This window comes from Spirosoma gilvum, assembly GCF_054776815.1.
Window position 1 is genome coordinate 1 of the sequence record NZ_BAAHBH010000013.1, and the last position, 20949, is coordinate 20949.

Genomic DNA, 20949 nt, shown 5'->3' on the forward strand with positions numbered 1-20949 from the left:
GGATGAGTGGTTGGTGGAATACAACACGGAGCGACCTCATCAAGCCTTGAAGTTCATGACGCCGGTTGAATACCGACAGGCGGCTTAAACTCCAGTTAAAACTGGCTCATAAAACGGGGTAAGGACACATTGGCTAGTTTAACTGCCGGACTAAATGTACTAAACTCGGCATAATTCCACCCGTAAGTTGTCGTTTTTACCCCCATAGGTAATCCAGTAATGGAGCTACATTTACCCTCCAAACCTACCTTTTACAAAAGCGCATGGATAGTCAATCCCAACAGCCACTTCACATCAGCCAGGCCTGTATCGAAGAATCAACCTTTGTCAACGTTAAACTGGACCGATCGTCTTTTCAGGATGTATCCCTGGTGGGCGTCAAACTTAGAAATGCCAACTTGAGTCATCTAGACATTTCAGAAGCTCAACTTGGTGGGGCCTATTTTCACCAGATCGGCCTGCCTCCTGAAGGTCATCCCAACTATGATTCGTTAGCCAAACAGCAACCCCTGCGATTTGAGGATTGTGACTTATCGGGTAGTAGCTTGACTAATTGCAACCTGACTGGAATTGAGCTGACTAATTGTATCCTGACCGGCATGAAGATTAATGGTATCTTAGTAGAAGAGCTAGTAGCGATTTATGGCAAACAGTAAATATAGGCCGTGTATAGGGCTAAAATGTCGGACGACTGATGTAAACTAGTACATTCTCTGAAACCGCTCTCACTTAAGATGACTTCATGGAGTTAGTAACCAGTCAGGCCGCGCTTAAGTGCGGCCTGACAAGTCCCATTTTCTTTTCAACACCCTTGATTATCAAGGCGGGCAAAGATACCTATTTGGCATCATTTGCCTACTAATCACTCGGTAACTAATCCAGAAAGACCCATTCTTGATTGACTCCTTTTAGGCTATCCATTATCATTAAATGCTCCCAGATGAGATCAAGCGAAGCGGCTTCCTGTAATTTCTCACCTTCCCGGCGTTTTTTGCGATGCTAAAATAGGCGATAAAAATAACAAGCGAGATCGAGCTTCATCGACTACAGGCAGCAAGGTCAATCTGTAAAAATTGTAGCAGAGAACAGGCCTTAGCCGTTGTATTTTTCCGTGCCTAGCCACGGGTGGCCAGTAGGCCCATAGGCTCATTTCCCTTCGATAATCTTCAGGGTAAATCGTAACTCGGTATCTTCGCTTCGCGATAAATCAGCCATACTTGGCTCAATCCTATAATCCGGTTGGATGCCTCGGCCTGCTTGATGCGGGTAGCCATTCAAATTGATCATTCGCTTGATATACGGAATATCAACCCGAATTTGGGTATGAGGTAAGGTGATGTCAGTTCCTCCCCCCGAAATGGGTCCTTCCATATCCCCTCCGCATTCTTCCCCAATAAAGACCGCATCGGGCCGGTTTACCCGGATTATCGTGGCCAGGATGGAAGCGGCTGAGCCGGTGGCTCCGTTCACCAACACATACAGCTTTTTCCCATAAGCCAGGGGGCTGGGCTGCATAGGACGAGACCAGGTTTCACTTTTATACTGGGGATTGGTTCGAAAGGTTTGGTGATCGGTGGCGAAAAACAGCTCATCCGCATAGTGGGGCAACGCCGTCGAATCTCTAAAATACGGTTTCAGCGAGTCAAACTTATAGTCCTTGACTTCATGATACTCATAAGGACGAAAGGGACTGATGCAGACATAGGGGAGTAAGGCCATGCCAATGGCTGGGTTGCCGCCTTCATTGCCTCTCAGATCGATAATCAAGTTCTCAATCAGGTTGTGGCGAATGGTCTCAAAGAAGACTTTATACTCGGTGGAAAAACTGTAATTGTATCTGGACCAGATCGGTGGGTGAAAACTGGAGAGCCTGAGGTAGGCCGTTTTGGTCGATAGGAAGGTTAACTCTAGCGGATTTTCGTTTTTCTTTTTGGCATCATTGAGCGTCGAATAGCGTCGCCAGTAGTTGTTGAAGAGTTGACTACTAGTCAGGGCGGCAACGGTAAGTTGTTGAATCGGTTTTGACCCACTTTTGATGGAAAGTCTAAACTGATCGGGCTTTTCCACAAAGAGGGCATAATGAACCATAAAGCGGTTGTAGGTTTGGTTCATGGAAAATTGCTCAAGATGGCGATAGCGGAAGGTGTCAATAAACCCATTAGTGGGTATGGTTGGCAGTAGCCTGTTCAGAATGGCTGAAACGGGTTGCTCATTGATGGCCAGGATTTCATCACCTCGTTGCAGAGTCGTATCCTGGCTAAGATTATTGTCAATGAGCAGGCGATTGCCCATCACCTTAATAAAGAAGGGAAACAGTTTAGCCGTTGACTTAGCGCTACTGGCTGAATAGACAGTTTGTCCAATTTCGGTATTCCAATAGTTCTGAGAGGGTAAGGCGAAGGTATGTTCATCCCGGATGGCTACTAGAATGGGCGTAATCAGTTTGAAAAACTCTAGTTCAGTTAAAGGTTGTTTTACTTGATTGGCGCACTGACTGAACAGCGAATCCATGGTTTTTTTAGTGGCATACCGATATAAGCCAATATGAGCCTTCTCCAGAACAGTTCTGAGTATCTTCAAATCCTCTTGTAGGGCATCGGGACTAATTTTTTGATTAACTGAGTGGGTACTTTGTGCTTCAGTGGTCAGCCCTGTAAAGCATAAGACAACAGCTAGTATGGTCGCAATAATGGCTTTCATCGATGGTTACAGGATTAGTGTTCACTTCCTCCGGTTTGGGTGAGTAGTAAGTTGGAAAAGAAAGCGTTAGTGAGTTAGTACCTAAAGGGCTCACTCAACCGGTCAAAATGCGTTCAACTTCCTATCGTCAAACCTATCCGTGTGGGTTTTTTGGTTACTTACTGATAAGTCATCTAAATGTATAACAAATGATGGGCCAATCTCAAGCCAGGCCCTTCTGGATAAGCCTGGGCTGTTTTGAGTCTAACTTCTTGATTTATAATGTCCAAAAATGGACATCGATTGTACGGTCGTGGACGGTGTCAGCGATTGTGAGCTAGTCGGCACTTCCTTTGGCAAGGATGACCATAGAGTTGATAAGTAGATATTCTCAGCAAACGCTTCCAACTGAGACGAAGCGAGATTCGAGTATCAATAATTCGGGCGTTAAATTGAGCGCTTGTTTTACTAACTAATAACGGATATCCCTAGCCTACGCCCTTCGAAAGAAGACGAAATCCGGTCTACACCGAAGCCGAAATTGGGTGAATGCCGCCCTACAATAGGTCTTCAAGTACGCTCTCAATCAGTATCCGCAACTGGTCGATGTGGCTGGGCTTGGTCAAAAAAGCGTTGGCCCCTAAAGCCTGGGCCCGCTCTCGATCCAGAACCGAATTTGAGGTGGTCAGTATCACAATCGGCATGCTGTCATACTGGGAATGAGCCCGGATTTGACCCAGTACATCCAGCCCATTGAGCCGATTCATGTTAATGTCGAGAAACACCAGCTTGGGTAAAACAGCGACCTGGGCTAGAGAAGTGATCAACTCCTCGCCATTCTCGATCGGTTTAATCTGGATCTGAGCCGCCAGGCCACTGACGGCATAGGCCATCAAAAGATGATCATCGGCATCATCATCGACGACCCATATCTCTGCTCCTTTTTCCGTGTTCATGCCACTTGCTGTTGAGCCGGTCGATTAGCTTCCAATACATAAACACCCGCGCTTCTAGAAGGATGGCCTAAATAAGCTAGTACCTCACCTATACGCCGACGACCCACGGGCAGTACCGCTCCGTTCTTCATAGTTAGCTGAGCCAAAATGGAGGAGAATACCTGACAATGATGGATATAGTGGGGGTTGATTAGGCTAGCTTTATGAATCCGTAGAAACTGTGGCCAGCGCTCATGGTGCCATTTTAAGGTTCGGCTGGTACAGATGACTTTGCCATCCAGTAAATACACCGAACTGTAATTCACATCACCGGTGAGGTAGAGAACGTGAGTGGGGTCAAACGTATGCTGAAAATTAGCGGCCGCTAACTGCTTCATTAGTGAGGGTGGGGAGCCTTAGATAGATTGACACCGTAAGTTACGAAAACTTCGGTGTTACCAATACTTAAATAAAGTCTCTCTGATATAGTCAAATATCTTCATTAATAAATACATAAACTGCCCTACAGGAAATCAAACCGGTCCTGGTCAACGCTTTTTATTCATCGGTTGGTCAATTAGAGAACTTCTTTAGCTTTGTCCCTATTATAAAACGGTACCACCATGAACCTTCGACAAGTCACGTTTACGGCTTCCCTCCTCCTACCCATGCTATCGGGTTGCATCGCAGCGGACGACCCACTTAACCAGACCTATAGTGAGTTAGACAGTCTAGCCCCCTTACTGGCAAGCAAACCGCCGGTGAATGCCGTCACGATTCAATTCATAAAACTGGCCATTGAGGAAAACAATAAGCATGGCATCTCTAATGAGGGGGTAACCTTGAAGGAGCTGGAGAATCAGGGGGGCAAGCTGTATGCCCAACAACAGGCCAACGCGATGGTCGACAGTATGGCCAGCAGCAGCACCCTTAAATAATCAAGTTCAATCGATTGGAGCTTAATTAATTGGCGTTTTTAAGATTTATTCGCCAAATTTTCTTGCCTTTGCTCGGTACCTTCAGCTGGTTACCAGTTGCTGTAGAGGGCAGTAATGATCTATAAAAATTAGGTAAGCCTACCTAAATCTGACGGTGCCGGTGAGGGACAAAAAGTTGCAGGGATTTTGACGACTCTGGAGGAAATACAGACTTTAGACTGATATGATGAGTAAATGTCACATTAAAAAGGCATTAAAAATCAAAAGGTAATACCCTTCCCTTTCCTCAACATCGTAGACTCCTAAGTAGTGTTGACAGGTAGTCAAAACGTACTGTCACTTCAAACGCGCTCCACAGTGGGACCAAGAGAGCTCCTATTGCTGCTTCTTAAAGAAGCAGATAACCCAAGCTGGCGTTTCGAGTACGTTTAGTTGAGGGGATGATCCATCGTGGGCAGACTCACCGATTGATACCAATACTGGCGTAACATCGTCACATACGTATGCCAACCTTGAAGATCCTCTGGTTTGCGTGTATAAGCCACCGCCCCTTGATCATAGGCTTGTTTTATTTTGGTTTCTTCGCCCGATACACTCAGCATAACGATGGGTACTGCTCCCTTAAGCTGGGCTCGTAACTAGGGCAGCAAACTTAAGCCATCCTGGGCATACCGTAAATCAATATCTAGCAGGATGAGTTGCGGGGGATGATCTAGGCGTGTCTGCAGATACTCCAGGGTTTGCTGAATCGAATGGGTAGGAATAATCTTGGCTTGAGGAAATTCATGTTGGGCAATTCGGGTGAGCAGCTCACTGATGGGTGGTTCATCATCGACCACCAGAATGTCGAACGAGAGGGTAGCTTGTGCTGACGGCATAGGAGGCTGTATAGATTTTGATGGAACAACAAAGCTAGTGGTTAACGATCGAAGTGGTTAAGTGGTTGTCACAGAGTGCTACAAGATAGGTTAAGCCCACTTTACTTAGTGCCGTTACATCATCTAGTGGGACCCAGGAAGTCTTTCATCTCAATAAAGGCTCCTTTGTGAGACGAGGAGCGAAAAGTGTCCCTTTAAAATGGGCGTTTGAAGAGCCGGTGAACCAGTAAGAACCAAGCGGAAAAAGGTTAAGTGAAGTTGTGACCAATACACATACGCTGAGTGCCTTTTTATACTGTTTGCCAGTTAGTAGAAATAGCAGCTGTCCTCCAAACGGCATCACTGAACTACGCCCATAATTTTATGGATACCCTCTTCAATCGTTACGTTCAGACTCTTTCCAATCCAGTCCTGGAGATCAATGCCCCCGGCTTCACTACTTGTTGGGCTTGTTCCTTTACCGAGCACAGGACCCTCTAAAATGCGTACTGGAACCCGGCAAACAAACCCCGCACTGGTCTGGATGAAAAGGTAATTGAAAATAATCGTCATAATGGGTAGGGGTTATTGGACTGAACAGACACTGGCCTTATAGTATGTATAGTATGTAACGAGTAGCTAAAATTCACCCAACTTGTGAAGGGGGATGGTAAGGGGCTACTAAAACGAAAAGGCTTTCTGTTAATTCGATCCGTTTTTTCTTGTAATTCAGCAGAAGGTTGGCTGCCTTAGTATGCCTGCTTAGCTCTACTTCTGAAGTTTCAGTTGACGAAAAGAAGGAAATCTCGTCAAACAACTCAGTGATAAACACATCGCATTGAGTAATTAAGGCTTCTAACAATTGCTTGTCGCGGACAAACTTGTTAAATTGAACTAACATCGCTTCTGAATCAGCCATTGTGATAGAGTTTATTCAAGTAGGGATTAAGTGTAGTTTTGCCTGGGGGCTATCTACCCAGCTAGTTTAGATCAAACACTCCCTCAATCATCACCAAGATCTGAGTTGGGTTCTCGTCACAGAAAAAATCACCTTGTACGGTAAAAACTTGGCTACCACCAGTCGATTTGGCAATCCTGACAATGTGATTCACATTAACCAAATAGTTATCGATGCCTCCATACTGGGACGAACGCCTTAGTTTGATAAATGGGCTCATCGTGTAAGAAAATTATTTATTGTTGACTATCCAACGAAGTGGATAACGAGAGAACAATTGTAGTAACAATGAGCGCATAAAAAACCATCAATACTTTTATGCCCTCATTGTCACTTCCTGTCTTGCCCGATTATAGGGGTTGATCTATTATTGAAAGCTCTTGGCCTGAGAACAGGTGTGCGATGCCTAACCTGACTCTACTCGCCAAATGTGTAATCCCGCTCTCGAACTAAGTTATTCGTCTCGGCAAACTCGAGCAACATACCGTAGTCTTCTTTCGAGCCAATGACGCCACCCCCTTCTTCAGCCGCATTGATAAAGACACATCGACACCGGCGCTGGCCAAACTGATTCCTACCAAAATCGAAATGAGCTATTTTGGCTGGATCATACACCACTTTCCCTAAAACTACTATCTGTCCTTTTCGCATCGTGTTGGAGTTTGAATGCCTCGACGGCTGACTAGTCCAGGGCTGGTGGCTGTCAGTAGACGCACCCGTCTAGCCCTCAAATTCGGCCTAGTAGCTGGAGCCTTTCTTCGCTTTTTTACTTAAGCTTGCCTGCTTGATGGCCCAGGCTTTGGCCTTCAGGGATTGGTGTAATGCTCGATCCCTGGGCAAAAAGGTGGTGCTGCGGTACAGTGCGTTCTCAACGGCTAGCCAGTAGCCCGAATCAGACCTCTCGGGTATGTCCGAATAAATAGGTGGATTCATGAACGATTACGATAATGATCGGTTAAAAATCAAACTGGCTTTAGCCAACTATTCAGAAAGCCCCAGGCCACTTGAAACCGCTGATCGATTCTAGCAACACCTCACGTTAGCCCAAATCGATCAGCAGTTTTTATCAGGCTGTTTATTTCTTCTTGGCTTTGGGTAGCAGACCCAAGACCGTTGGGCTGGCTAGGGGCTGCTGCTCGTACTTGGGAATTTTCGCGACGCCGTGTTCCTTTGGCGCTTTGGTCGCGGCTTTCTTGTCGTTCCTGTTTTTTTTATCCTGATTAGCCATACAATAGAATTTAGAGGTTAATGCTCGTTCAAAGGGCCGTCATGACGGGGCCGGACTCCTGGGTTATTCGATGGCTAAGCCCCGAATATAATACTCCTGGCCCTGAGGCCCCTGGCGAAGATCGGCCAGCACATCTTTGCCCTGCCAGCTCACCGGATCAACCCCGTTGATCAGCAGGCTGCCCAGCATTAAGTGTAGTTCCGGTCCTCCTTTGATGACACTCATGATGTTGATGAGCACTTTGGGGATGACTACCTGATCGGTGACGGTGAAGAGTTCATTGAAATTGATTCGCATACGCTTGGTTGATTAAAAGATACTGCATTAGTATATAGGCGATGATAGTGGATAGACGAGTAAATCCAACAGTTGAGCGGGACTGGCCCAGGCTAGCCCAACCGTTTAGCGACTTGAGTTCGAATCGGGTCGTGAAATCAGGTAATGCCCAGCTTCCAGATAAGCGCGCATCAGATGCCGAAAGAAATAGATCCGATCCTGACCGATGAAAAAAGCTAGTTCATTCGGATGGGGACAGCAATACCATAAACCATTGGGAAAGTGGCCGCTACCTTTACCACGTACGTAGTTTAGATGGGGTGCCAAGACCAGCAAGTCCTGCTGCCGAAAAGGCGACGTGGTCGTGATCAGGAAGCTGCCCTGTCGCATCCGCTCTAACAGGCTGGTGATGTCCTCCCCCGAGGCACTGACCTCCTGGGTAAAGGTAATCCGTTGGCCAGCTTGTGCCGATTGGCGCAACAGATCGCTGACCGAGCGGATTAGTCTAAACCAGTGTATCTGACTTTGGCGACTAAAGGGGGTTGATGGCTTAAATACCTTAGAGACAAACAGGCGAGCTAGCGTCTCCAGATGCGCAATGAGCTGCGGTTTCGTCCAAGCAGCGTCCGGGTAGTCGATCATCGATGGCGCCATTTGACTGCCGGTTAGCACGCACGCAGCAAGGCTGTTAGTAACTCAACATGCGTAATCACCAAATGATTACGGAGCCGGACTTTATTTAGTCAGAATCAGGCCTTTTGTTCGGTAACGGACCTGCACGGCAGGAAACCTAGGGTTTACCCGCTGATTAGACCCACATCCGTTGGATGGATTGGGGATATACGACTGGTAAACCGGCGGTAGCCATCTGAACAAATTAAATCGTTTTGCGCTGGCCACCGTTCTGCTTTAAACTCTGTTGATATGGCACACGAAGAAAAAGGAAACAAAAACACCAAAAAGCCAGCCACCAAAGCGCCTAAGGTACAGGGTGTCCCCAGAATCCCCAAGTACGAGCAGACCGAATCCGGCATCAAACCGCCGGACCTGGCTCGTAAAGCGAAAAAATGATAAGTGGTTAACCGGGGTTTAGGTAAGTCATTTAAAAGAGTACAGGGTTCTGTTGACACGGAATAAGCTGAGTCCTGAACTACGATCCTGGCTCACATTTTACTAGCTTACGCTGGCTGCCAATTACGGCGGTACGAAAAGGGGGAGTAACACATCATGCTACTCCCCCTTTTTCGTACCCTATCACTGAGGTAAGGTGTCCTGGTTAGCCTCCCTTATAAACGCTGAGCAGCCGGTTTGTCTAATGCCTTCATTGGCTCCTCAACTGACTTATCAATACGTATGGTAAACGGAACTTCCTTTGAGTCATCCAGCAGCCGTTTGCTGACCACAGGCACCAACTGGCTTTGCCCATGAACGTTAACGGCGGTCCAGTGCATGGCATCAAGGGATCGATTGGCTCCTTTCTGAGCTTCCGTGACAACCGGTTGATTGGTTTGTATTTCTTCGCCTAGCCGGTGAGCGTCCTGGCTGGCCTCTGGCTCCGTTGTAGGCCCAAGGCTATAGCTTTGCGCCCAGGAGTGGGTTGAGACAAACGTGAATACAACTAAAAATAATACAAAAAATCTTGACTGTATTTTCATAACGATGTCCACCAGTAGAGGTCGGATATAGAAGCAACGGAAGGAATAAAGATATAGTTGCAATGACCTCATAATTAATAAATTGTACCAATATTTCTATAAAATGGCAGGATCGTCATCGTTCATAGTATCCTTATACATATTCAGCTTTTCTTGTTAGTCTCTGATGATTTCAATGGGAAAAGTGCAATTTTATTAGTTAAAAGTCTATTATCCTAACCGCATAAGAGCCTACTTTGAATACCTGTTCATTGACTAATTATTAATCAGTAGTTTTTGGCCAGTTAATGACGGCTAATCGAATTGGTCGCCCAACCGCTTAGACGCAGCTGCGGGACCCGCCCACTTATCGCTGATTAGCTGGATCTACTTCCCGCTTCTTTGGCGAGGAGGATATATTGGGCATGTTCCGCACGACTGGGATTACTTCCCTTATAATGAATAATAAGTCTGGGAAACCGGTCTTTCAGGCAGGGATGAATACGCCGTCATACTTTTCAGATCTCGTTCAATGGTTTGAGCAATCGTCGTCATGGGGGTATCGGTCGGCTTATTCTCAAAGGGGTCCTGTAATTGAATGGCGCTTTTCTCAATCAGAATGAAGGCCGAGGAGAGGAGCGTGACCAGCGGTACATCCAACAGATAATGAACAGGATACAGACAGAAGGGCAGAATCGTGGCAAACAGGTAAATGAATACTTGCATGTTAAACGTATAGGTTCGGGGAAAAACCGTGTTTTTGATCCGTTCGCAGCGTCCCATGGAATCGGTCAGGTTGTTGAGGGTCGTGCTCAACTGAACCAGCTGATAATCGGTTAGTTGTCCATGATCGTATAAGCTGCGCATGGCTAACCCCTGGTCCAGCAGTAGAGCGTTGGGTTTATTGGTTGCCTGAGTCACGCGCTGGCTATCCGCCAGAGGAAGGAACGTTTGTAATCGTTCCGTCACATCCTGACCCCGTAGGGTGTCCCCCAATACAAAGCAGAACGCGCATTGGCGCTCCACGAAGGCGTGCAGCCGCGCGTCTCGGTCAGGCCCATCGGCCACAAATAGCTGGAGCTGGCGAATCTGGCTACGACTATCGTTGACAATGGCTCCCCAGGCGATGCGGGCCTCCCACCACCGATCGTAGGCCTGATTGGTACGAAAAGCCAGCAGCAGCGCAATACAGGTGCCCAGGATGGCTGCAATGGCGATCGGAAGGACTAAATCCCAGGCGCTGAACAGTTTAAGGAAAACGATGCCATTGGCAAACAAAAAGATGAGCAGGGCTTGGGGCAAAATATTACGAATATAGAAGGTAAATGAAATCTTGTGATTGAGCAGCATAAGACTAATTTCCGGGGTTTGAAGCGGTCAGGAGTGATTTTCACTGCCTGAAGTTGAGCATCTTCGTGTTCAGTGTATCTGGATGAGTTGAGATAGCCAGGCGTAACACCGAAGACTAAGCCCATCCTACCGATCGGCTTTACGACTCCCCGGCGGCCTGCTCGGAGGTATCCAGCCGGGCCATATCCAGATCGATTCGTCGTTCCGCCGTCCGCAGCACCTCGTCACTAAAGCGTTTTTCGGTGGCCAGTTCCAGAAGAAGCGCCTGCTGGTATTCGCCCAGGACTCGTTCGGCGGCCCGCTGTTCACTTACTAACGCGTGATCCGTAACCAGTTCGGGCTCCGAGTCCGTCTGATACAGCGTCGCGTCCAGTTCGGTCAACAAAACCCGGTAGCGCCGAATGAGCCTTTGTTTCAGTAACTCCGACAAAGTCATCGGAAAGTCATTTTCCAGATAGGTCAGCGACCGGCTGGCCAGCAGGAACTCCAGCGCCTGATCCGCCCGAACCAGATCGCTTTGCGGTGTCACCCCCAGCAGCCGGATCAGCAGGGGTAAGCTCATTCCCTGCAAGACCAACGTAACCAGAATGACCACAAACGATAAGAACAGCATCAGCGGGCGCTGAGGAAACAACTGGCCGGAGCTTAGCGTGAGCGGCAGGGCCAGGGCGGTCGCCAGCGAGATCACGCCCCGGGTTCCCGTCCAGGCCACAATCAGCACGTTCCGCCAGTCCACATCGTTAGGCGGCTCATCGGCGTCCGAACCCGGTGCGGTTGACCAGCCAAGCAACCGGGGATAATACGTACTGAAAAATACCCACAAAATGCGGATGAGAATCGTAACAGCGCTAATCACCACGCTGTACAGTACTAATTCTTCCGTCGTGTAGCCGCGCAAATCCGCCACGATGGCCGGCAGTTGCAAGCCGATCAGGATGAAGACCATGCCTTCGAGCAAAAAAATGAGCGTGTCCCAAATAGCGCGGGATTCCAGGCGAGCCTGGGGTGACAGCACTTCCGGTGCCCGGCGGGTAATCAAAAGCCCCGCGCTGACGACAGCCAGAATGCCCGAGGTGTGGGCGTGTTCTGCGGCTAAGTAGGCTCCGTAGGGAACTAGTAAAATCAGGCCCGTTTGGGTGGTGGCGCTACTGATTCGATCGAGCATTAGCGTCACCAACCAGCCCAGCACCCCACCGATCAACAGGCCGCCCCCGGCCACCAGTAAAAATTGCCCGCCCGCCTCCCATAACACAAACTGGCCCGTCATCACGGCGGCTACGGCGTAGCGGTAGGCGATGAGCGCGGAGGCATCGTTGAGCAGGCTTTCGCCTTCCAGAATGGCAATAACGCGTTTGCTCAGGCCCAGGCCCTTGATGATACTGGTAGCCGCCACCGCGTCGGGGGGCGAGACGATGGCGCCCAGCACGAAGGCCATCGGCCAGCTAAAGTGGGGAATCACGTAGTGGGCAGCAACGGCCACGGTACTGGCGGTAAAAAAAACCAGCGTAACGGCTAAAGTGGTAATCGGGCGAATGGAACGGGTGAACTCCTGCCAGGCCGTTTTGGAAGCTGCCTGGTAGAGCAGTGGGGGCAGAAAAAGGACCAAGGCGACATTGGGATTTAAGGCCAGGTTGGGCAAAACCGGTATGAAGCCAATCACTACACCGGTGGCCACTAATAAAACCGGATACGGCAGCTTAATTTTATGGGCGATGGCCGATAAGCCAATCAGCACAGCCAGAATAAAAATAACCGTCTCAAAGTGGGCCATAGATTGCCAGTTTATTGAATGAAAACGGACGACCCGCTGGATTAGAATTGATAGACAACGGCATTGATATTCATGCCCGCTCCCACCGAAGCGAATACGACGGTATCACCGGCTTCGATGCGTTGATGGGTCAGCTGGCCCCGTAGCAGTAAGTCCAGCAAGGTGGGAATGGTGGCCACCGAACTATTGCCCAGCCAGGCGATCGTCATGGGCATCAGTGCCAGGTCCGGGCCTGGCTGACCGTACAGCTTGAAGAGCCGTTCCAGAATGGCGACATCCATTTTCTGATTGGCTTGGTGAATAAGGATCTTTCTGACTGCCGAAAGGTCCATACCCGCTTTGTCCAGGGCGGTTTTGATCACCAGGGGGACGTGCTGTAAGGCAAATTCGTAAAGCTTTCGCCCCTTCATTTTCATAAACCGATCGGACCGCTCGCTGCGGGCTGGCTCATAAGCACTACCCATCGTCAGCAGGGCCACGTGCTCATGGGCATGGGTCTGGGTATGATGCGCCAGTATTCCCGTTCGTCCATCCGGACTGGCTTCCAGAACGACGGCCCCACTGCCATCACTGAACAATAACGAATCCCGATCTCCCGGATCAATCACCCGCGACAAGGTCTCGGTGCCGATGACCAGACAACGCCTGGCGTCCCCCGAGCGTATGTAATAGTTGGCCTGAATAAGACCTTCCAGCCAGCCCGGACAACCAAAGGCCAGATCATAGGCCACGCAACGGGGGTTCTTGATCGCCAGCCCTGCTTTAATGCGGGAAGCCAGCGAAGGTACTAGATCGACCCGGTTACTTTGGTGAGCGACATCGCCAAAATTGTGGGCGACGATCAAATAATCCAGCGTTTCGGGATCGATGCCCGCGCTGATCAGGGCCTGTTCGGCGGCCAGCAAACCCAGATCGGAGGCTTGCTGATCGGAGCGGGCGTAGCGTCGTTCCCGAATGCCGCTGATTGTCGTAAACTGGTCCAGCATCACGGCCTGATCGGTGGGGATGGCTTCTCCAGCGGGTGTAAAGAATTGAGTCGTTAAAAAGTCCTGATTTCGAATGATGGTATCCGGAATATAACTACCCGTTGCCGCAATGACTGAGCGAATCATAGCCTTGTTTTATTAGAGAATGCTAAACGATACGCCTTTACAAAATAATGGGCCGTGCTTATCGTTTCCGTTTTTCCTAACGCTATGATTATCAAAAAAGCGAACGAACCCAAGCGGCAAGACAATTTCGGCTTAAGGATACACTTTGGTCGCCTAATAACGCCCTTCCTATCTGTAGAGGAATATAAACCTGGTACAGGTCGACTAAGCAGAGCAGTAGCTTCCACCAGGAGTTAATCCTCTTTGCCACCAAATGTTCCAGATAAGTGATTTTAATGAGGTAGCGGGCTTTCGAGCTGAATCTATCGCGGTAGCTATTCTCCGTGAGTTGGTAAAGCATTGCGACTATCTACAACACCCTTCAAGACTCATAATAAGCCATAGTAGGTCTGCACTGCAAAACGGGGCCAAAAGAAAATAGAGAGTTAGAAAACTCATTACTCGACACAGCTAAGCTTACTTTGATAATTTAACCGGGTATATTGCCTTTAAATGGGCCATAATAGGCTATATTCTGCCTGCTAATCAGTCAGTAAAGAAAACGACCATTTTCTTTACCTATACTCAGAATCAGTACTTTACGGGGCTATTTTCATTTTGGCCCCGTTTTGCACTAAAGACCAAGCTGAGCAATCCATCCTCCAGAGCGAAGCCCGTTACCGCCACTTATCGGCTGAGCTGGAGCAGCAGGTGCAGGCCCGAACCCGGGAATTAGACCTATTAGTGGGCGATCTGCGCCGGTCAAACGAGAACCTTCAACAGTTTGCTTATGTCGCCAGCCACGATTTACAGGAACTCCTGCGCAAAATGCAGTCGTTTAGCACGCTGCTGAGTCAGTATCTGGGCCAGGTGCTCGACACCACGGCGATCGATTACCTGGAGCGCATCACCAAGTCTGCGGCTCGCATGTCCACCCTGATTCGGGATCTGCTGAGTTACTCCCGCCTTACGACTCGGCAGCAACGCTTCGGACCCATTTCGCTGGAGGCTGTCATCGCTGAGGTACTCGAGACGCTCTCGGTAGAGGTCGAACATCGCCAGGCTCAGATGCAGGTCGATGAACTGCCCATTGTGCATGGCGATGACTCCCAGTTGAGTCAGCTGTTTCAGAACCTGCTGAGCAATGCACTCAAGTTTACACCGGCCTCTGAGCGTCCCCAAATACGGGTGAAATACCTCCATCGGCACCTGGCCGAATTGCCTGTTGACATCCGGCTCAACGGATCGGCCCCTTTCTATCACCAGATTAGCATCATCGATCAGGGTATTGGCTTTGACACCAAGTATCTGGATCGCATTTTCCAGGTGTTTCAGCGGCTGCATGGTAAGCAGGAGTTTCCGGGTACCGGTGTGGGGCTGGCCATCTGCCAGCGGGTGATGGAGAATCATGGGGGTGGCATCACCGCGACCAGTAAGCCGGGTCAAGGGGCCACCTTTAGCGTGTACCTACCGACGTAGCTCAAGGTACCGGTCGCGCAGAGTGAATCGAAAAATCCTGGCTACTGGGACGCTGTCGTTTGGGCTTGAGATAAAGTGCTTAAGAACCGACCTAACTATAGTTTTGCCAAGGGTTACATCTGGTATCCGTAGATAGAAAAGGGGCTTGGTTAGCAGAACAGGTAGCCAATGAAGAAATTGACCTGGTCAAGATGAATACTATTTTGCTGGAAAAGGTAGGGGAATTAATCCAATACAGCATTCAGCAGGATAAGACGATTCAGGCACAACAGCAACAACTTCAGGCCGTCAGGAAAAAACAGGATGAGCTACAGAACAGATTAAACCAGCTATTGAACCAGAAGTAGCGTGCCGATACCAATAGAAATCCGACAGTATATTAACTGGTCAATTAGGTAGGCTTCTCAGCGTTTAGTTTACTCTCTTTTACTAGAGAAATTCAGTAAACTAAATGCTGAAACTATTTTTTACCGGCCTTAAATCACATACCCGTATTCTGAAACACAATCGTGCCAAACAGATTGACCCGTACATTAAATTCACTATCAAATTCTATCACCTCGGAAAAGCTGTAGGGATGTCCACTTTCGGTAAAGCGATGCAACGCTTCGGCTTCGGGTATATTCAAATAAGCCGTTGTGAAGCGGGCATCCATCCCCGAAAAGCCGTGAACGAAAATAATTGTATTTTTCATGCGTGTAAAGTTGGCCTGTATACTTTTCCAGTCGACCAATAGATTTACTGCTTACTTCTTCTTGCTGCTCATCCCCTTGAAGTGGGCGTAGCAAGTTTGCATCAACAGGTAGTTGTATCCGTTAGCGAAACCTATTCTCCAGCTTGAAAGCCATATAGCAAAGCGAAGAAAAGGCTAGTGACTACCACCAGCAGGAGTATATTTCTTTGCGTCCTGTTAGGCCCACCCTGAACCTGGGCCTGTTCGTCAATATAAAAGACGATTGCCGTACCGATACTAAAGAAGACAAGAACAGCCCATATCATCATTGGCAGGATCGTTGGGTTCAGAGCAGAAATCAGCTACTCAGAAAATAGACATTGGGGCGTTTGGGATTAATAACCCTGGCTAATATACCCTCGAAACGCTAGGTATAAATAAGCGGCTATATGGCTGTCAGAACTTATATAGCCCCTTTTTCTCGACCAGTTTCTGAATATCGATTTGCATTCGCTTATTGCTTAAGAGTAATGGCGTGTTTTTTATAACTGAAATACCCAATAAGGATAATCAGTATGCCGATGAAGATATTGTAAAAGGTAGGCGATTGATGGGTAATAGGAGCCTGATCCAAAAATAAATCTGTCCTAATAAGATGAAAATAAGAGCCTTGATTCATGGTAGAAGATGAAAAAATACGATGATACTAAGTTGAGTAGGGTCGCTTCAGCCAGAAGACAGGTCTATCTTAATCAGAGAGTCAATCAGCAGCTATTATGGAACTATAGGGCATAGATCGAGAGCAGTAGGTTAGGGTTCACTTACTCCATTCGGCTCAAATCTTTTTTAATAGCCAGTTCGGCATTAAGCGTTAATTCGCCGTTTTGTAAACAGCGATAAAAGGCGCGCCCACACGTAAGCGCCTGGTCTCTGTCACCACTGGCTATGGCTGCTCGGTAAGCCTGATATAAGCCTTGTTCCTGTTTTTGGCGCTTACTGGCGTTTTGAATGACAAGCCAAAATACGCCTAGCACAACCGCCATAAATAAGACCGTTTCCATATGATTAATAGGTTAATAAGTAACTGATTATACATTTAATTGAGTGTATTCATCAGTCTGGAGCCATCGAATGGCATCCTGCGTTGTAGGAAAGAGCAGGACTGTATCAGGATCGTTACGCTGATGGCTCGGAAGCGATAGTTCCATCAACTTGTTGACTCGACACCGAAAGCTGGTGTGGTTCATGTTCTGGGAGGCCTTGTCCAGACTCACTTGAATCTGTATGAGTTCAACCGCTCCCAGCTCTGGCCGGTCTTTATCCAGAAATACGAGCTCTACTGACTGGCGACCTACATGATTTAGTTCGCCCAGAATCTGATTTTTTCGTAATGGATGGCGGTTGATTAATGCCTCAATTGTCCATTCTAATAAGTGCTGCATACGTTTATCCGAATTAATCCTAAAGCCTTGTTACGCTAGCTTGTCTTTATAGGGTTGGTCCATACCAGGGGTTATGCGACTGAGTATCGCTGGCACTGCTTTGGTTCCAATCTTTCTCGCTCACGACAAAGATGTCTATGGCCTGTACGGTTTCTGGTTCGACCGTTAATCGAGGAGGCTTCCTTGTTGTAGGGGGATTGGCAATCATATACGTTTGGGCAAGACTTCCTTCTCGCTGTTCGATCAACAGGATAGCTTGTCCCTGCGCAAAGCCTTGTAGCGAACTAGCTTCCGTATCGGCTAACAGGTAATGGAAGGTTTGACGCTGTGCATCATCGTAGGCGTAAAAACGCAAGTGGAAGGTCATGAGCATGAGCATTTAACAAACTATGCCGGTCACAGCTTGGTACTAAAAAAAGAAAGGATTCGGAATCGAAAGAAGACTAGTGAAGGCTCGTATGGATTTACAGGAGAGGAGCTATAGCTACGAGTCTGGATTAGGCCGCTACCTAAGGCGAATGAAGTCCGGGTATATAAGCGCCTTTGAATGGTATTTGTTCAGTTCTCCGAAAAAAAAGATTCGAGTCAGGACAAATAAGCTATTGGTTTTCAGTTTGTTTTGTCTAACTATCTTTTACGATATGGGTTAAAATAGCGTCTGGCCTGAATGATTAAAAGAATTAATAAACAATTCACCACTAGCCGTGTTCACTAACTAAGGCCCCGTTTTCGGCAGTCAACTGCCTGGCCTGATGGTTAACTTCTCCCGTGTAGTTCAGAATATGAAAGGCCAGATAGCAAACCTGGTCGACTGTTGCTGAATCAATGTGAGCTACCAGCCTGTTTCTGCTGGCTGTAATACGCACTTCTCCTTATAGGTAGACGCTTGGTAGGAGCGATCTACTCAATCACTCACTTAACAGGTCCCGGTTTTTAGCACCTTGTGTCCGTGCTTATTGCTGCGCATAAATGGATAATGGATTCGCTGTTGAAATCCTGTCCGGGAATTGAGCGCATCAAAAATACACGGACGGCATGTTCCACAGATCGCTAACGATTGCTTCAAATGGCTTTCTAAAGCGACAAAGCGGGGTTACTAATTAATTAATCAATCTTTATTATGGCTACGAAATCCAGTAAGAAAGATGCGACTAAGGCTGCTAAAGTGGCCGGTGTCGCTAAAGTGCCTCGCTATGCGCAACGTGAAGCCGCTTTAGTACCCCTGGTACCTAAAGCATCCCAAAAGAATAACAAATAATCAATTTTAGGATAACACGAGTAGGGATAGGCCATATTCCAGAAGACCAGTGGTTGATCTACTACCCTGTGAATCAATATCGGGTCGATTGAAAACACGCTGATAATAATCTATCATGCTTAAAAGTAGTTGTAAATCCCGGTCTTTGGAAAGAGTTATACCCGCCGAGAAAAAGCCCTATTGAGTACGAGGTACGCCCCACACGATTCTTTATCTGACCCCTGAACATGCTGCCGGGCGATTCGATTTGATTCCTCAGTTTCAACAGATACCCTTAGGGCCCGACAGTTAACGTCAATAAGCTTAGTAAAGCAGTACATGATAATCTAGTTCGTCTCACGTTTAAAATCTTAAGCTCATGCGTATCAACTTCAATAAACTTTTCACGGTGACCGATGCCGTCGTGATACCGAAAGTGCTGATCAATATTATGAGTGTGATCCGAGGTGGTCCGGAACTACGGCTGGCAAAAGATACATGGACCATTAATGGCGTCGATCCGGTTACCTGGCAGGGTAAGGACTTACTGGTGGATATACGGACCAGTAGCCAGGGACAGGAATACTACATTCGGGGCTTAGCTATCCAATGATTCGGTCAACTTTATTAGGTCGAGTCGATTTCAAGGGTAGCTAATTGGGTACCTGTATAACTTTGCGGCTTGTGTTTTGCATGAATCAAGTCTATGATCCTCGGTGCGGCCAACACTGCGATTACCCAATGATTGAAATTGAGCCTGACAATAGGACAGCTTATCCAACAATACCAGACCAACGGGTTTCTACGCTATGCTACTGGCTCCAGATTCCCTGATATTGTTGTCGGATGCTGATGGAGTAACGTGTTAGTCGTTAACCCTAGGGGAGTTGTAGAGCAAGACAAACCAATAACGATTCCTATCCTGACATAGCTATAGCTTATAGAAAACGAGAAAAAGAGGTGTAGTTAAACATACTGGCTTATGCATCCTAACAGAATGGCTGAGGAATTAACCCATCAGATTGATAAATACAGTCAGCTTCTGATAGGGTTTGAACGAATGCTTCCCAGTATCACTATCGCTCAGGCAGGCCAGCCGCCTTCTTCAATTGATTTAATGCTGATCACGATTGCCCACGATCAGATTGCTGTCTACAGGAAAAAGATCGGCGAGCTAAAGCTGTTACGAGAAAAGTCCGTCTGAAAAAGAGAATAAGCAAACTCCGAACTGAATGAATTTACCTCGGCAAGTTTATCGCATAGTAAGGTGGTAGCCTGTTCGAAAGCTAGTGTCGGATCATGCCATAAAATTCATACGGACCTTCATAACAGGTTTACTTCCTTTTTTTTATAGCCGTAATCTCACCTGCTTCCAGACCCTTTGTCAATTCAACAATGGTAGTGCCAACCCCCGCTCGGATAACGGCATAAAAGAGCTTGCCAAAGTACGGGTCGTCTAGCATCCGGACTTGATCAACCACAAAAGACGAGCCCGAAAATCCTCGCTCCAATGGCCGCCCGAGTAGGGGTAATCCGGCATGGGTAGCATACGTAAAGTCTCGATTGACCATCGTACCAGGCCCCAGAAGTAGCGTGTCGCCCTGTTGCAGCTTTTGACCATTGGGCAGCTTAACCAGCCCCGTTAATCGCTTACCAGGGAGTTGCCTATAGCCCGGGTATGCTATGAGTAGGATGAAGGCGACCAGAACGATTTTCATGTGACATAGAAGGCTAAGAGGTAATGGATGGGCAACAACAGAGTAGCTAAAATTTGCGTGACCATTTGGACTTGCCTAACCTATCCGTTTAGTCCGCTTCAGGTAGTGACATCAGGTATCGACCAGCTTCCATATAAGCACGCATCAGATGCCGATAGAAGTAAATACGGTCTCGGCCAATAAAAAAGGCCCGTTCATTTCTATGAGAACACGTAAAGAATAAGCCATTGGGGAAATGGCCCGAACCAACGCCATTAAACTGATTCAGGGCCGGTGAAAGAATCTTTAAGTCAGGCTGATTGAGTGCGTCCGCCCGAAGAACAAAGGCGGATTGACGCATGACATCCAATAAAGTGGTGATGTCCTGAGAGGGGTCATGAGCGCTGACCTCATCTATGAAGTTAATGCGCTTGCCAGCCAGGGAAGCCTGCCGGACTAAATCGCTTACGGCCCTGATTAACTTAATCCAGCAGACCTGACTTTGCTGAGTAAAGGGGCTCCCAGAGGTAAAATCCTGAGACTGGAGCAGTTGGCTGATCTGACTAAGATGGTCAGTGAGCTGCTGCTGGGTCCACAGGGCATCGGGATAGTCATTCATGATAAACGACATTTGACTGCCGGTAAGCAAGCACTCAGCAAAGCTGTTGATAGTTAAACACCGTTTTTCTGAAAATGGTTACCCA

General features: G+C 47.8%; 30 protein-coding genes. 9 read left to right on the plus strand and 21 right to left on the minus strand.

Annotation, left to right across the window (positions count from 1 at the left end):
* On the plus strand, window positions 1-88 hold an 88-nt coding region (locus tag ACYVFD_RS28435; protein ID WP_461091945.1), incomplete at its 5' end, for an integrase core domain-containing protein.
* A gap of 175 nt (window positions 89-263) precedes the next feature.
* Window positions 264-656, plus strand: coding sequence for a pentapeptide repeat-containing protein (locus ACYVFD_RS28440; protein WP_461093919.1), 393 nt, complete (start codon window positions 264-266; stop codon window positions 654-656).
* 490 nt (window positions 657-1146) lie between these two features.
* Here the strand turns inward: ACYVFD_RS28440 and ACYVFD_RS28445 are convergent, their stop codons facing one another.
* From ACYVFD_RS28445 to ACYVFD_RS28455, 3 genes are all read right to left on the minus strand, one after another.
* Window positions 1147-2700, minus strand: coding sequence for a S41 family peptidase (locus ACYVFD_RS28445; RefSeq protein ID WP_461093920.1), 1554 nt, complete (start codon window positions 2698-2700; stop codon window positions 1147-1149).
* A 536-nt stretch (window positions 2701-3236) separates the two neighbouring features.
* Window positions 3237-3635, minus strand: coding sequence for a response regulator (locus ACYVFD_RS28450; RefSeq protein ID WP_461093921.1), 399 nt, complete (start codon window positions 3633-3635; stop codon window positions 3237-3239).
* A complete protein-coding gene (locus ACYVFD_RS28455; protein WP_461093922.1) occupies window positions 3632-4012 on the minus strand; it encodes a LytTR family transcriptional regulator DNA-binding domain-containing protein in 381 nt (126 codons plus the stop codon). Before ACYVFD_RS28455 ends, ACYVFD_RS28450 begins: the two co-directional genes overlap by 4 nt.
* 225 nt (window positions 4013-4237) lie before the next feature.
* Here ACYVFD_RS28455 and ACYVFD_RS28460 point away from each other — a divergent pair, with 225 nt between their 5' ends.
* Window positions 4238-4552: a hypothetical protein gene (locus tag ACYVFD_RS28460; protein ID WP_461093923.1), complete on the plus strand. Its 315-nt coding sequence runs from the start codon at window positions 4238-4240 to the stop codon at window positions 4550-4552.
* Between the two features lie 638 nt (window positions 4553-5190).
* Here ACYVFD_RS28460 and ACYVFD_RS28465 read toward each other — a convergent pair.
* The 8 genes from ACYVFD_RS28465 to ACYVFD_RS28500 form a co-directional block, all read right to left on the minus strand.
* Window positions 5191-5430: a response regulator gene (locus ACYVFD_RS28465; RefSeq protein WP_461093924.1), complete on the minus strand. Its 240-nt coding sequence runs from the start codon at window positions 5428-5430 to the stop codon at window positions 5191-5193.
* 339 nt (window positions 5431-5769) lie between these two features.
* The gene (locus ACYVFD_RS28470) at window positions 5770-5982 is read right to left on the minus strand and encodes a hypothetical protein (RefSeq protein ID WP_461093925.1); all 213 of its coding nucleotides are present in this window, start codon (window positions 5980-5982) and stop codon (window positions 5770-5772) included.
* 73 nt (window positions 5983-6055) lie between these two features.
* Complete coding sequence (locus ACYVFD_RS28475; RefSeq protein WP_461093926.1) at window positions 6056-6328, minus strand: hypothetical protein; 273 nt, start codon at window positions 6326-6328, stop codon at window positions 6056-6058.
* Window positions 6329-6784: 456 nt separating this feature from the next.
* Window positions 6785-7018 (minus strand): hypothetical protein, encoded by a 234-nt coding sequence (locus tag ACYVFD_RS28480; RefSeq protein ID WP_461093927.1) that lies wholly within the window; start codon window positions 7016-7018, stop codon window positions 6785-6787.
* Between the two features lie 87 nt (window positions 7019-7105).
* Window positions 7106-7300: a hypothetical protein gene (locus ACYVFD_RS28485; RefSeq protein ID WP_461093928.1), complete on the minus strand. Its 195-nt coding sequence runs from the start codon at window positions 7298-7300 to the stop codon at window positions 7106-7108.
* 142 nt (window positions 7301-7442) lie between these two features.
* Complete coding sequence (locus ACYVFD_RS28490; protein WP_460979307.1) at window positions 7443-7595, minus strand: hypothetical protein; 153 nt, start codon at window positions 7593-7595, stop codon at window positions 7443-7445.
* Between the two features lie 63 nt (window positions 7596-7658).
* Window positions 7659-7892 carry a hypothetical protein gene (locus tag ACYVFD_RS28495; protein WP_461093929.1) on the minus strand — a complete coding sequence of 78 codons (234 nt, stop codon included), beginning with the start codon at window positions 7890-7892 and terminating at the stop codon, window positions 7659-7661.
* Window positions 7893-7997: 105 nt separating this feature from the next.
* Window positions 7998-8525 carry a hypothetical protein gene (locus tag ACYVFD_RS28500; protein ID WP_461093930.1) on the minus strand — a complete coding sequence of 176 codons (528 nt, stop codon included), beginning with the start codon at window positions 8523-8525 and terminating at the stop codon, window positions 7998-8000.
* 270 nt (window positions 8526-8795) lie between these two features.
* Here ACYVFD_RS28500 and ACYVFD_RS28505 point away from each other — a divergent pair, with 270 nt between their 5' ends.
* Window positions 8796-8942, plus strand: a complete 147-nt coding sequence (locus ACYVFD_RS28505) for a hypothetical protein (protein WP_460979304.1) — start codon at window positions 8796-8798, stop codon at window positions 8940-8942.
* Window positions 8943-9157: 215 nt separating this feature from the next.
* Here ACYVFD_RS28505 and ACYVFD_RS28510 read toward each other — a convergent pair whose 3' ends face one another.
* The 4 genes from ACYVFD_RS28510 to ACYVFD_RS28525 form a co-directional block, all read right to left on the minus strand.
* On the minus strand, window positions 9158-9526 hold the full coding sequence (locus tag ACYVFD_RS28510) for a hypothetical protein (RefSeq protein WP_461093931.1): 369 nt from the start codon (window positions 9524-9526) through the stop codon (window positions 9158-9160).
* A gap of 432 nt (window positions 9527-9958) precedes the next feature.
* On the minus strand, window positions 9959-10855 hold the full coding sequence (locus tag ACYVFD_RS28515) for a bestrophin family protein (RefSeq protein WP_461093932.1): 897 nt from the start codon (window positions 10853-10855) through the stop codon (window positions 9959-9961).
* 139 nt (window positions 10856-10994) lie between these two features.
* Window positions 10995-12626 (minus strand): Na+/H+ antiporter, encoded by a 1632-nt coding sequence (locus tag ACYVFD_RS28520; protein WP_461093933.1) that lies wholly within the window; start codon window positions 12624-12626, stop codon window positions 10995-10997.
* A gap of 41 nt (window positions 12627-12667) precedes the next feature.
* Window positions 12668-13738, minus strand: a complete 1071-nt coding sequence (locus ACYVFD_RS28525; protein WP_461093934.1) for a 3-oxoacyl-ACP synthase III family protein — start codon at window positions 13736-13738, stop codon at window positions 12668-12670.
* A gap of 597 nt (window positions 13739-14335) precedes the next feature.
* Here ACYVFD_RS28525 and ACYVFD_RS28530 point away from each other — a divergent pair.
* On the plus strand, window positions 14336-15196 hold the full coding sequence (locus ACYVFD_RS28530) for a sensor histidine kinase (protein ID WP_461093935.1): 861 nt from the start codon (window positions 14336-14338) through the stop codon (window positions 15194-15196).
* 191 nt (window positions 15197-15387) lie between these two features.
* Window positions 15388-15543 (plus strand): hypothetical protein, encoded by a 156-nt coding sequence (locus ACYVFD_RS28535; protein ID WP_461085599.1) that lies wholly within the window; start codon window positions 15388-15390, stop codon window positions 15541-15543.
* A 134-nt stretch (window positions 15544-15677) separates the two neighbouring features.
* Here the strand turns inward: ACYVFD_RS28535 and ACYVFD_RS28540 are convergent, their stop codons facing one another.
* The 4 genes from ACYVFD_RS28540 to ACYVFD_RS28555 all read right to left on the minus strand — a co-directional run bounded on the left by ACYVFD_RS28540 (window position 15678) and on the right by ACYVFD_RS28555 (window position 17678).
* Window positions 15678-15890, minus strand: coding sequence for a hypothetical protein (locus ACYVFD_RS28540; protein WP_461093936.1), 213 nt, complete (start codon window positions 15888-15890; stop codon window positions 15678-15680).
* 800 nt (window positions 15891-16690) lie between these two features.
* Window positions 16691-16930 carry a hypothetical protein gene (locus ACYVFD_RS28545; RefSeq protein ID WP_461093937.1) on the minus strand — a complete coding sequence of 80 codons (240 nt, stop codon included), beginning with the start codon at window positions 16928-16930 and terminating at the stop codon, window positions 16691-16693.
* A gap of 27 nt (window positions 16931-16957) precedes the next feature.
* On the minus strand, window positions 16958-17311 hold the full coding sequence (locus ACYVFD_RS28550) for a hypothetical protein (RefSeq protein WP_461093938.1): 354 nt from the start codon (window positions 17309-17311) through the stop codon (window positions 16958-16960).
* Window positions 17312-17357: 46 nt separating this feature from the next.
* The gene (locus ACYVFD_RS28555; RefSeq protein WP_461093939.1) at window positions 17358-17678 is read right to left on the minus strand and encodes a hypothetical protein; all 321 of its coding nucleotides are present in this window, start codon (window positions 17676-17678) and stop codon (window positions 17358-17360) included.
* Between the two features lie 753 nt (window positions 17679-18431).
* Here ACYVFD_RS28555 and ACYVFD_RS28560 point away from each other — a divergent pair.
* From ACYVFD_RS28560 to ACYVFD_RS28570, 3 genes are all read left to right on the plus strand, one after another.
* A complete protein-coding gene (locus ACYVFD_RS28560) occupies window positions 18432-18569 on the plus strand; it encodes a hypothetical protein (protein ID WP_461085609.1) in 138 nt (45 codons plus the stop codon).
* Window positions 18570-18927: 358 nt separating this feature from the next.
* Window positions 18928-19161, plus strand: a complete 234-nt coding sequence (locus tag ACYVFD_RS28565) for a hypothetical protein (protein ID WP_461093940.1) — start codon at window positions 18928-18930, stop codon at window positions 19159-19161.
* Between the two features lie 369 nt (window positions 19162-19530).
* Window positions 19531-19752: a hypothetical protein gene (locus ACYVFD_RS28570; RefSeq protein ID WP_461085613.1), complete on the plus strand. Its 222-nt coding sequence runs from the start codon at window positions 19531-19533 to the stop codon at window positions 19750-19752.
* 130 nt (window positions 19753-19882) lie between these two features.
* On the opposite strand, the gene ACYVFD_RS28575 is transcribed toward ACYVFD_RS28570, so the two are convergent.
* Both ACYVFD_RS28575 and ACYVFD_RS28580 read right to left on the minus strand, forming a co-directional pair.
* Window positions 19883-20266: a hypothetical protein gene (locus tag ACYVFD_RS28575; RefSeq protein WP_461093941.1), complete on the minus strand. Its 384-nt coding sequence runs from the start codon at window positions 20264-20266 to the stop codon at window positions 19883-19885.
* A gap of 88 nt (window positions 20267-20354) precedes the next feature.
* A complete protein-coding gene (locus ACYVFD_RS28580) occupies window positions 20355-20864 on the minus strand; it encodes a hypothetical protein (protein WP_461093942.1) in 510 nt (169 codons plus the stop codon).
* Window positions 20865-20949: the final 85 nt, after the last annotated feature.

Excerpts from the sequence above, each read along its gene's own strand:
- ACYVFD_RS28440 (WP_461093919.1), top strand. The coding sequence starts at position 264 with ATGGATAGTCAATCCCAACAGCCACTTCACATCAGCCAGGCCTGTATC.
- ACYVFD_RS28445 (WP_461093920.1), bottom strand. The coding sequence starts at position 2,700 with ATGAAAGCCATTATTGCGACCATACTAGCTGTTGTCTTATGCTTTACA.
- ACYVFD_RS28450 (WP_461093921.1), bottom strand. The coding sequence starts at position 3,635 with ATGAACACGGAAAAAGGAGCAGAGATATGGGTCGTCGATGATGATGCC.
- ACYVFD_RS28455 (WP_461093922.1), bottom strand. The coding sequence starts at position 4,012 with ATGAAGCAGTTAGCGGCCGCTAATTTTCAGCATACGTTTGACCCCACT.
- ACYVFD_RS28460 (WP_461093923.1), top strand. The coding sequence starts at position 4,238 with ATGAACCTTCGACAAGTCACGTTTACGGCTTCCCTCCTCCTACCCATG.
- ACYVFD_RS28465 (WP_461093924.1), bottom strand. The coding sequence starts at position 5,430 with ATGCCGTCAGCACAAGCTACCCTCTCGTTCGACATTCTGGTGGTCGAT.
- ACYVFD_RS28470 (WP_461093925.1), bottom strand. The coding sequence starts at position 5,982 with ATGACGATTATTTTCAATTACCTTTTCATCCAGACCAGTGCGGGGTTT.
- ACYVFD_RS28475 (WP_461093926.1), bottom strand. The coding sequence starts at position 6,328 with ATGGCTGATTCAGAAGCGATGTTAGTTCAATTTAACAAGTTTGTCCGC.
- ACYVFD_RS28480 (WP_461093927.1), bottom strand. The coding sequence starts at position 7,018 with ATGCGAAAAGGACAGATAGTAGTTTTAGGGAAAGTGGTGTATGATCCA.
- ACYVFD_RS28485 (WP_461093928.1), bottom strand. The coding sequence starts at position 7,300 with ATGAATCCACCTATTTATTCGGACATACCCGAGAGGTCTGATTCGGGC.
- ACYVFD_RS28490 (WP_460979307.1), bottom strand. The coding sequence starts at position 7,595 with ATGGCTAATCAGGATAAAAAAAACAGGAACGACAAGAAAGCCGCGACC.
- ACYVFD_RS28495 (WP_461093929.1), bottom strand. The coding sequence starts at position 7,892 with ATGCGAATCAATTTCAATGAACTCTTCACCGTCACCGATCAGGTAGTC.
- ACYVFD_RS28500 (WP_461093930.1), bottom strand. The coding sequence starts at position 8,525 with ATGGCGCCATCGATGATCGACTACCCGGACGCTGCTTGGACGAAACCG.
- ACYVFD_RS28505 (WP_460979304.1), top strand. The coding sequence starts at position 8,796 with ATGGCACACGAAGAAAAAGGAAACAAAAACACCAAAAAGCCAGCCACC.
- ACYVFD_RS28510 (WP_461093931.1), bottom strand. The coding sequence starts at position 9,526 with ATGAAAATACAGTCAAGATTTTTTGTATTATTTTTAGTTGTATTCACG.
- ACYVFD_RS28515 (WP_461093932.1), bottom strand. The coding sequence starts at position 10,855 with ATGCTGCTCAATCACAAGATTTCATTTACCTTCTATATTCGTAATATT.
- ACYVFD_RS28520 (WP_461093933.1), bottom strand. The coding sequence starts at position 12,626 with ATGGCCCACTTTGAGACGGTTATTTTTATTCTGGCTGTGCTGATTGGC.
- ACYVFD_RS28525 (WP_461093934.1), bottom strand. The coding sequence starts at position 13,738 with ATGATTCGCTCAGTCATTGCGGCAACGGGTAGTTATATTCCGGATACC.
- ACYVFD_RS28535 (WP_461085599.1), top strand. The coding sequence starts at position 15,388 with ATGAATACTATTTTGCTGGAAAAGGTAGGGGAATTAATCCAATACAGC.
- ACYVFD_RS28540 (WP_461093936.1), bottom strand. The coding sequence starts at position 15,890 with ATGAAAAATACAATTATTTTCGTTCACGGCTTTTCGGGGATGGATGCC.
- ACYVFD_RS28545 (WP_461093937.1), bottom strand. The coding sequence starts at position 16,930 with ATGGAAACGGTCTTATTTATGGCGGTTGTGCTAGGCGTATTTTGGCTT.
- ACYVFD_RS28550 (WP_461093938.1), bottom strand. The coding sequence starts at position 17,311 with ATGCAGCACTTATTAGAATGGACAATTGAGGCATTAATCAACCGCCAT.
- ACYVFD_RS28555 (WP_461093939.1), bottom strand. The coding sequence starts at position 17,678 with ATGACCTTCCACTTGCGTTTTTACGCCTACGATGATGCACAGCGTCAA.
- ACYVFD_RS28560 (WP_461085609.1), top strand. The coding sequence starts at position 18,432 with ATGGCTACGAAATCCAGTAAGAAAGATGCGACTAAGGCTGCTAAAGTG.
- ACYVFD_RS28565 (WP_461093940.1), top strand. The coding sequence starts at position 18,928 with ATGCGTATCAACTTCAATAAACTTTTCACGGTGACCGATGCCGTCGTG.
- ACYVFD_RS28570 (WP_461085613.1), top strand. The coding sequence starts at position 19,531 with ATGCATCCTAACAGAATGGCTGAGGAATTAACCCATCAGATTGATAAA.
- ACYVFD_RS28575 (WP_461093941.1), bottom strand. The coding sequence starts at position 20,266 with ATGAAAATCGTTCTGGTCGCCTTCATCCTACTCATAGCATACCCGGGC.
- ACYVFD_RS28580 (WP_461093942.1), bottom strand. The coding sequence starts at position 20,864 with ATGAATGACTATCCCGATGCCCTGTGGACCCAGCAGCAGCTCACTGAC.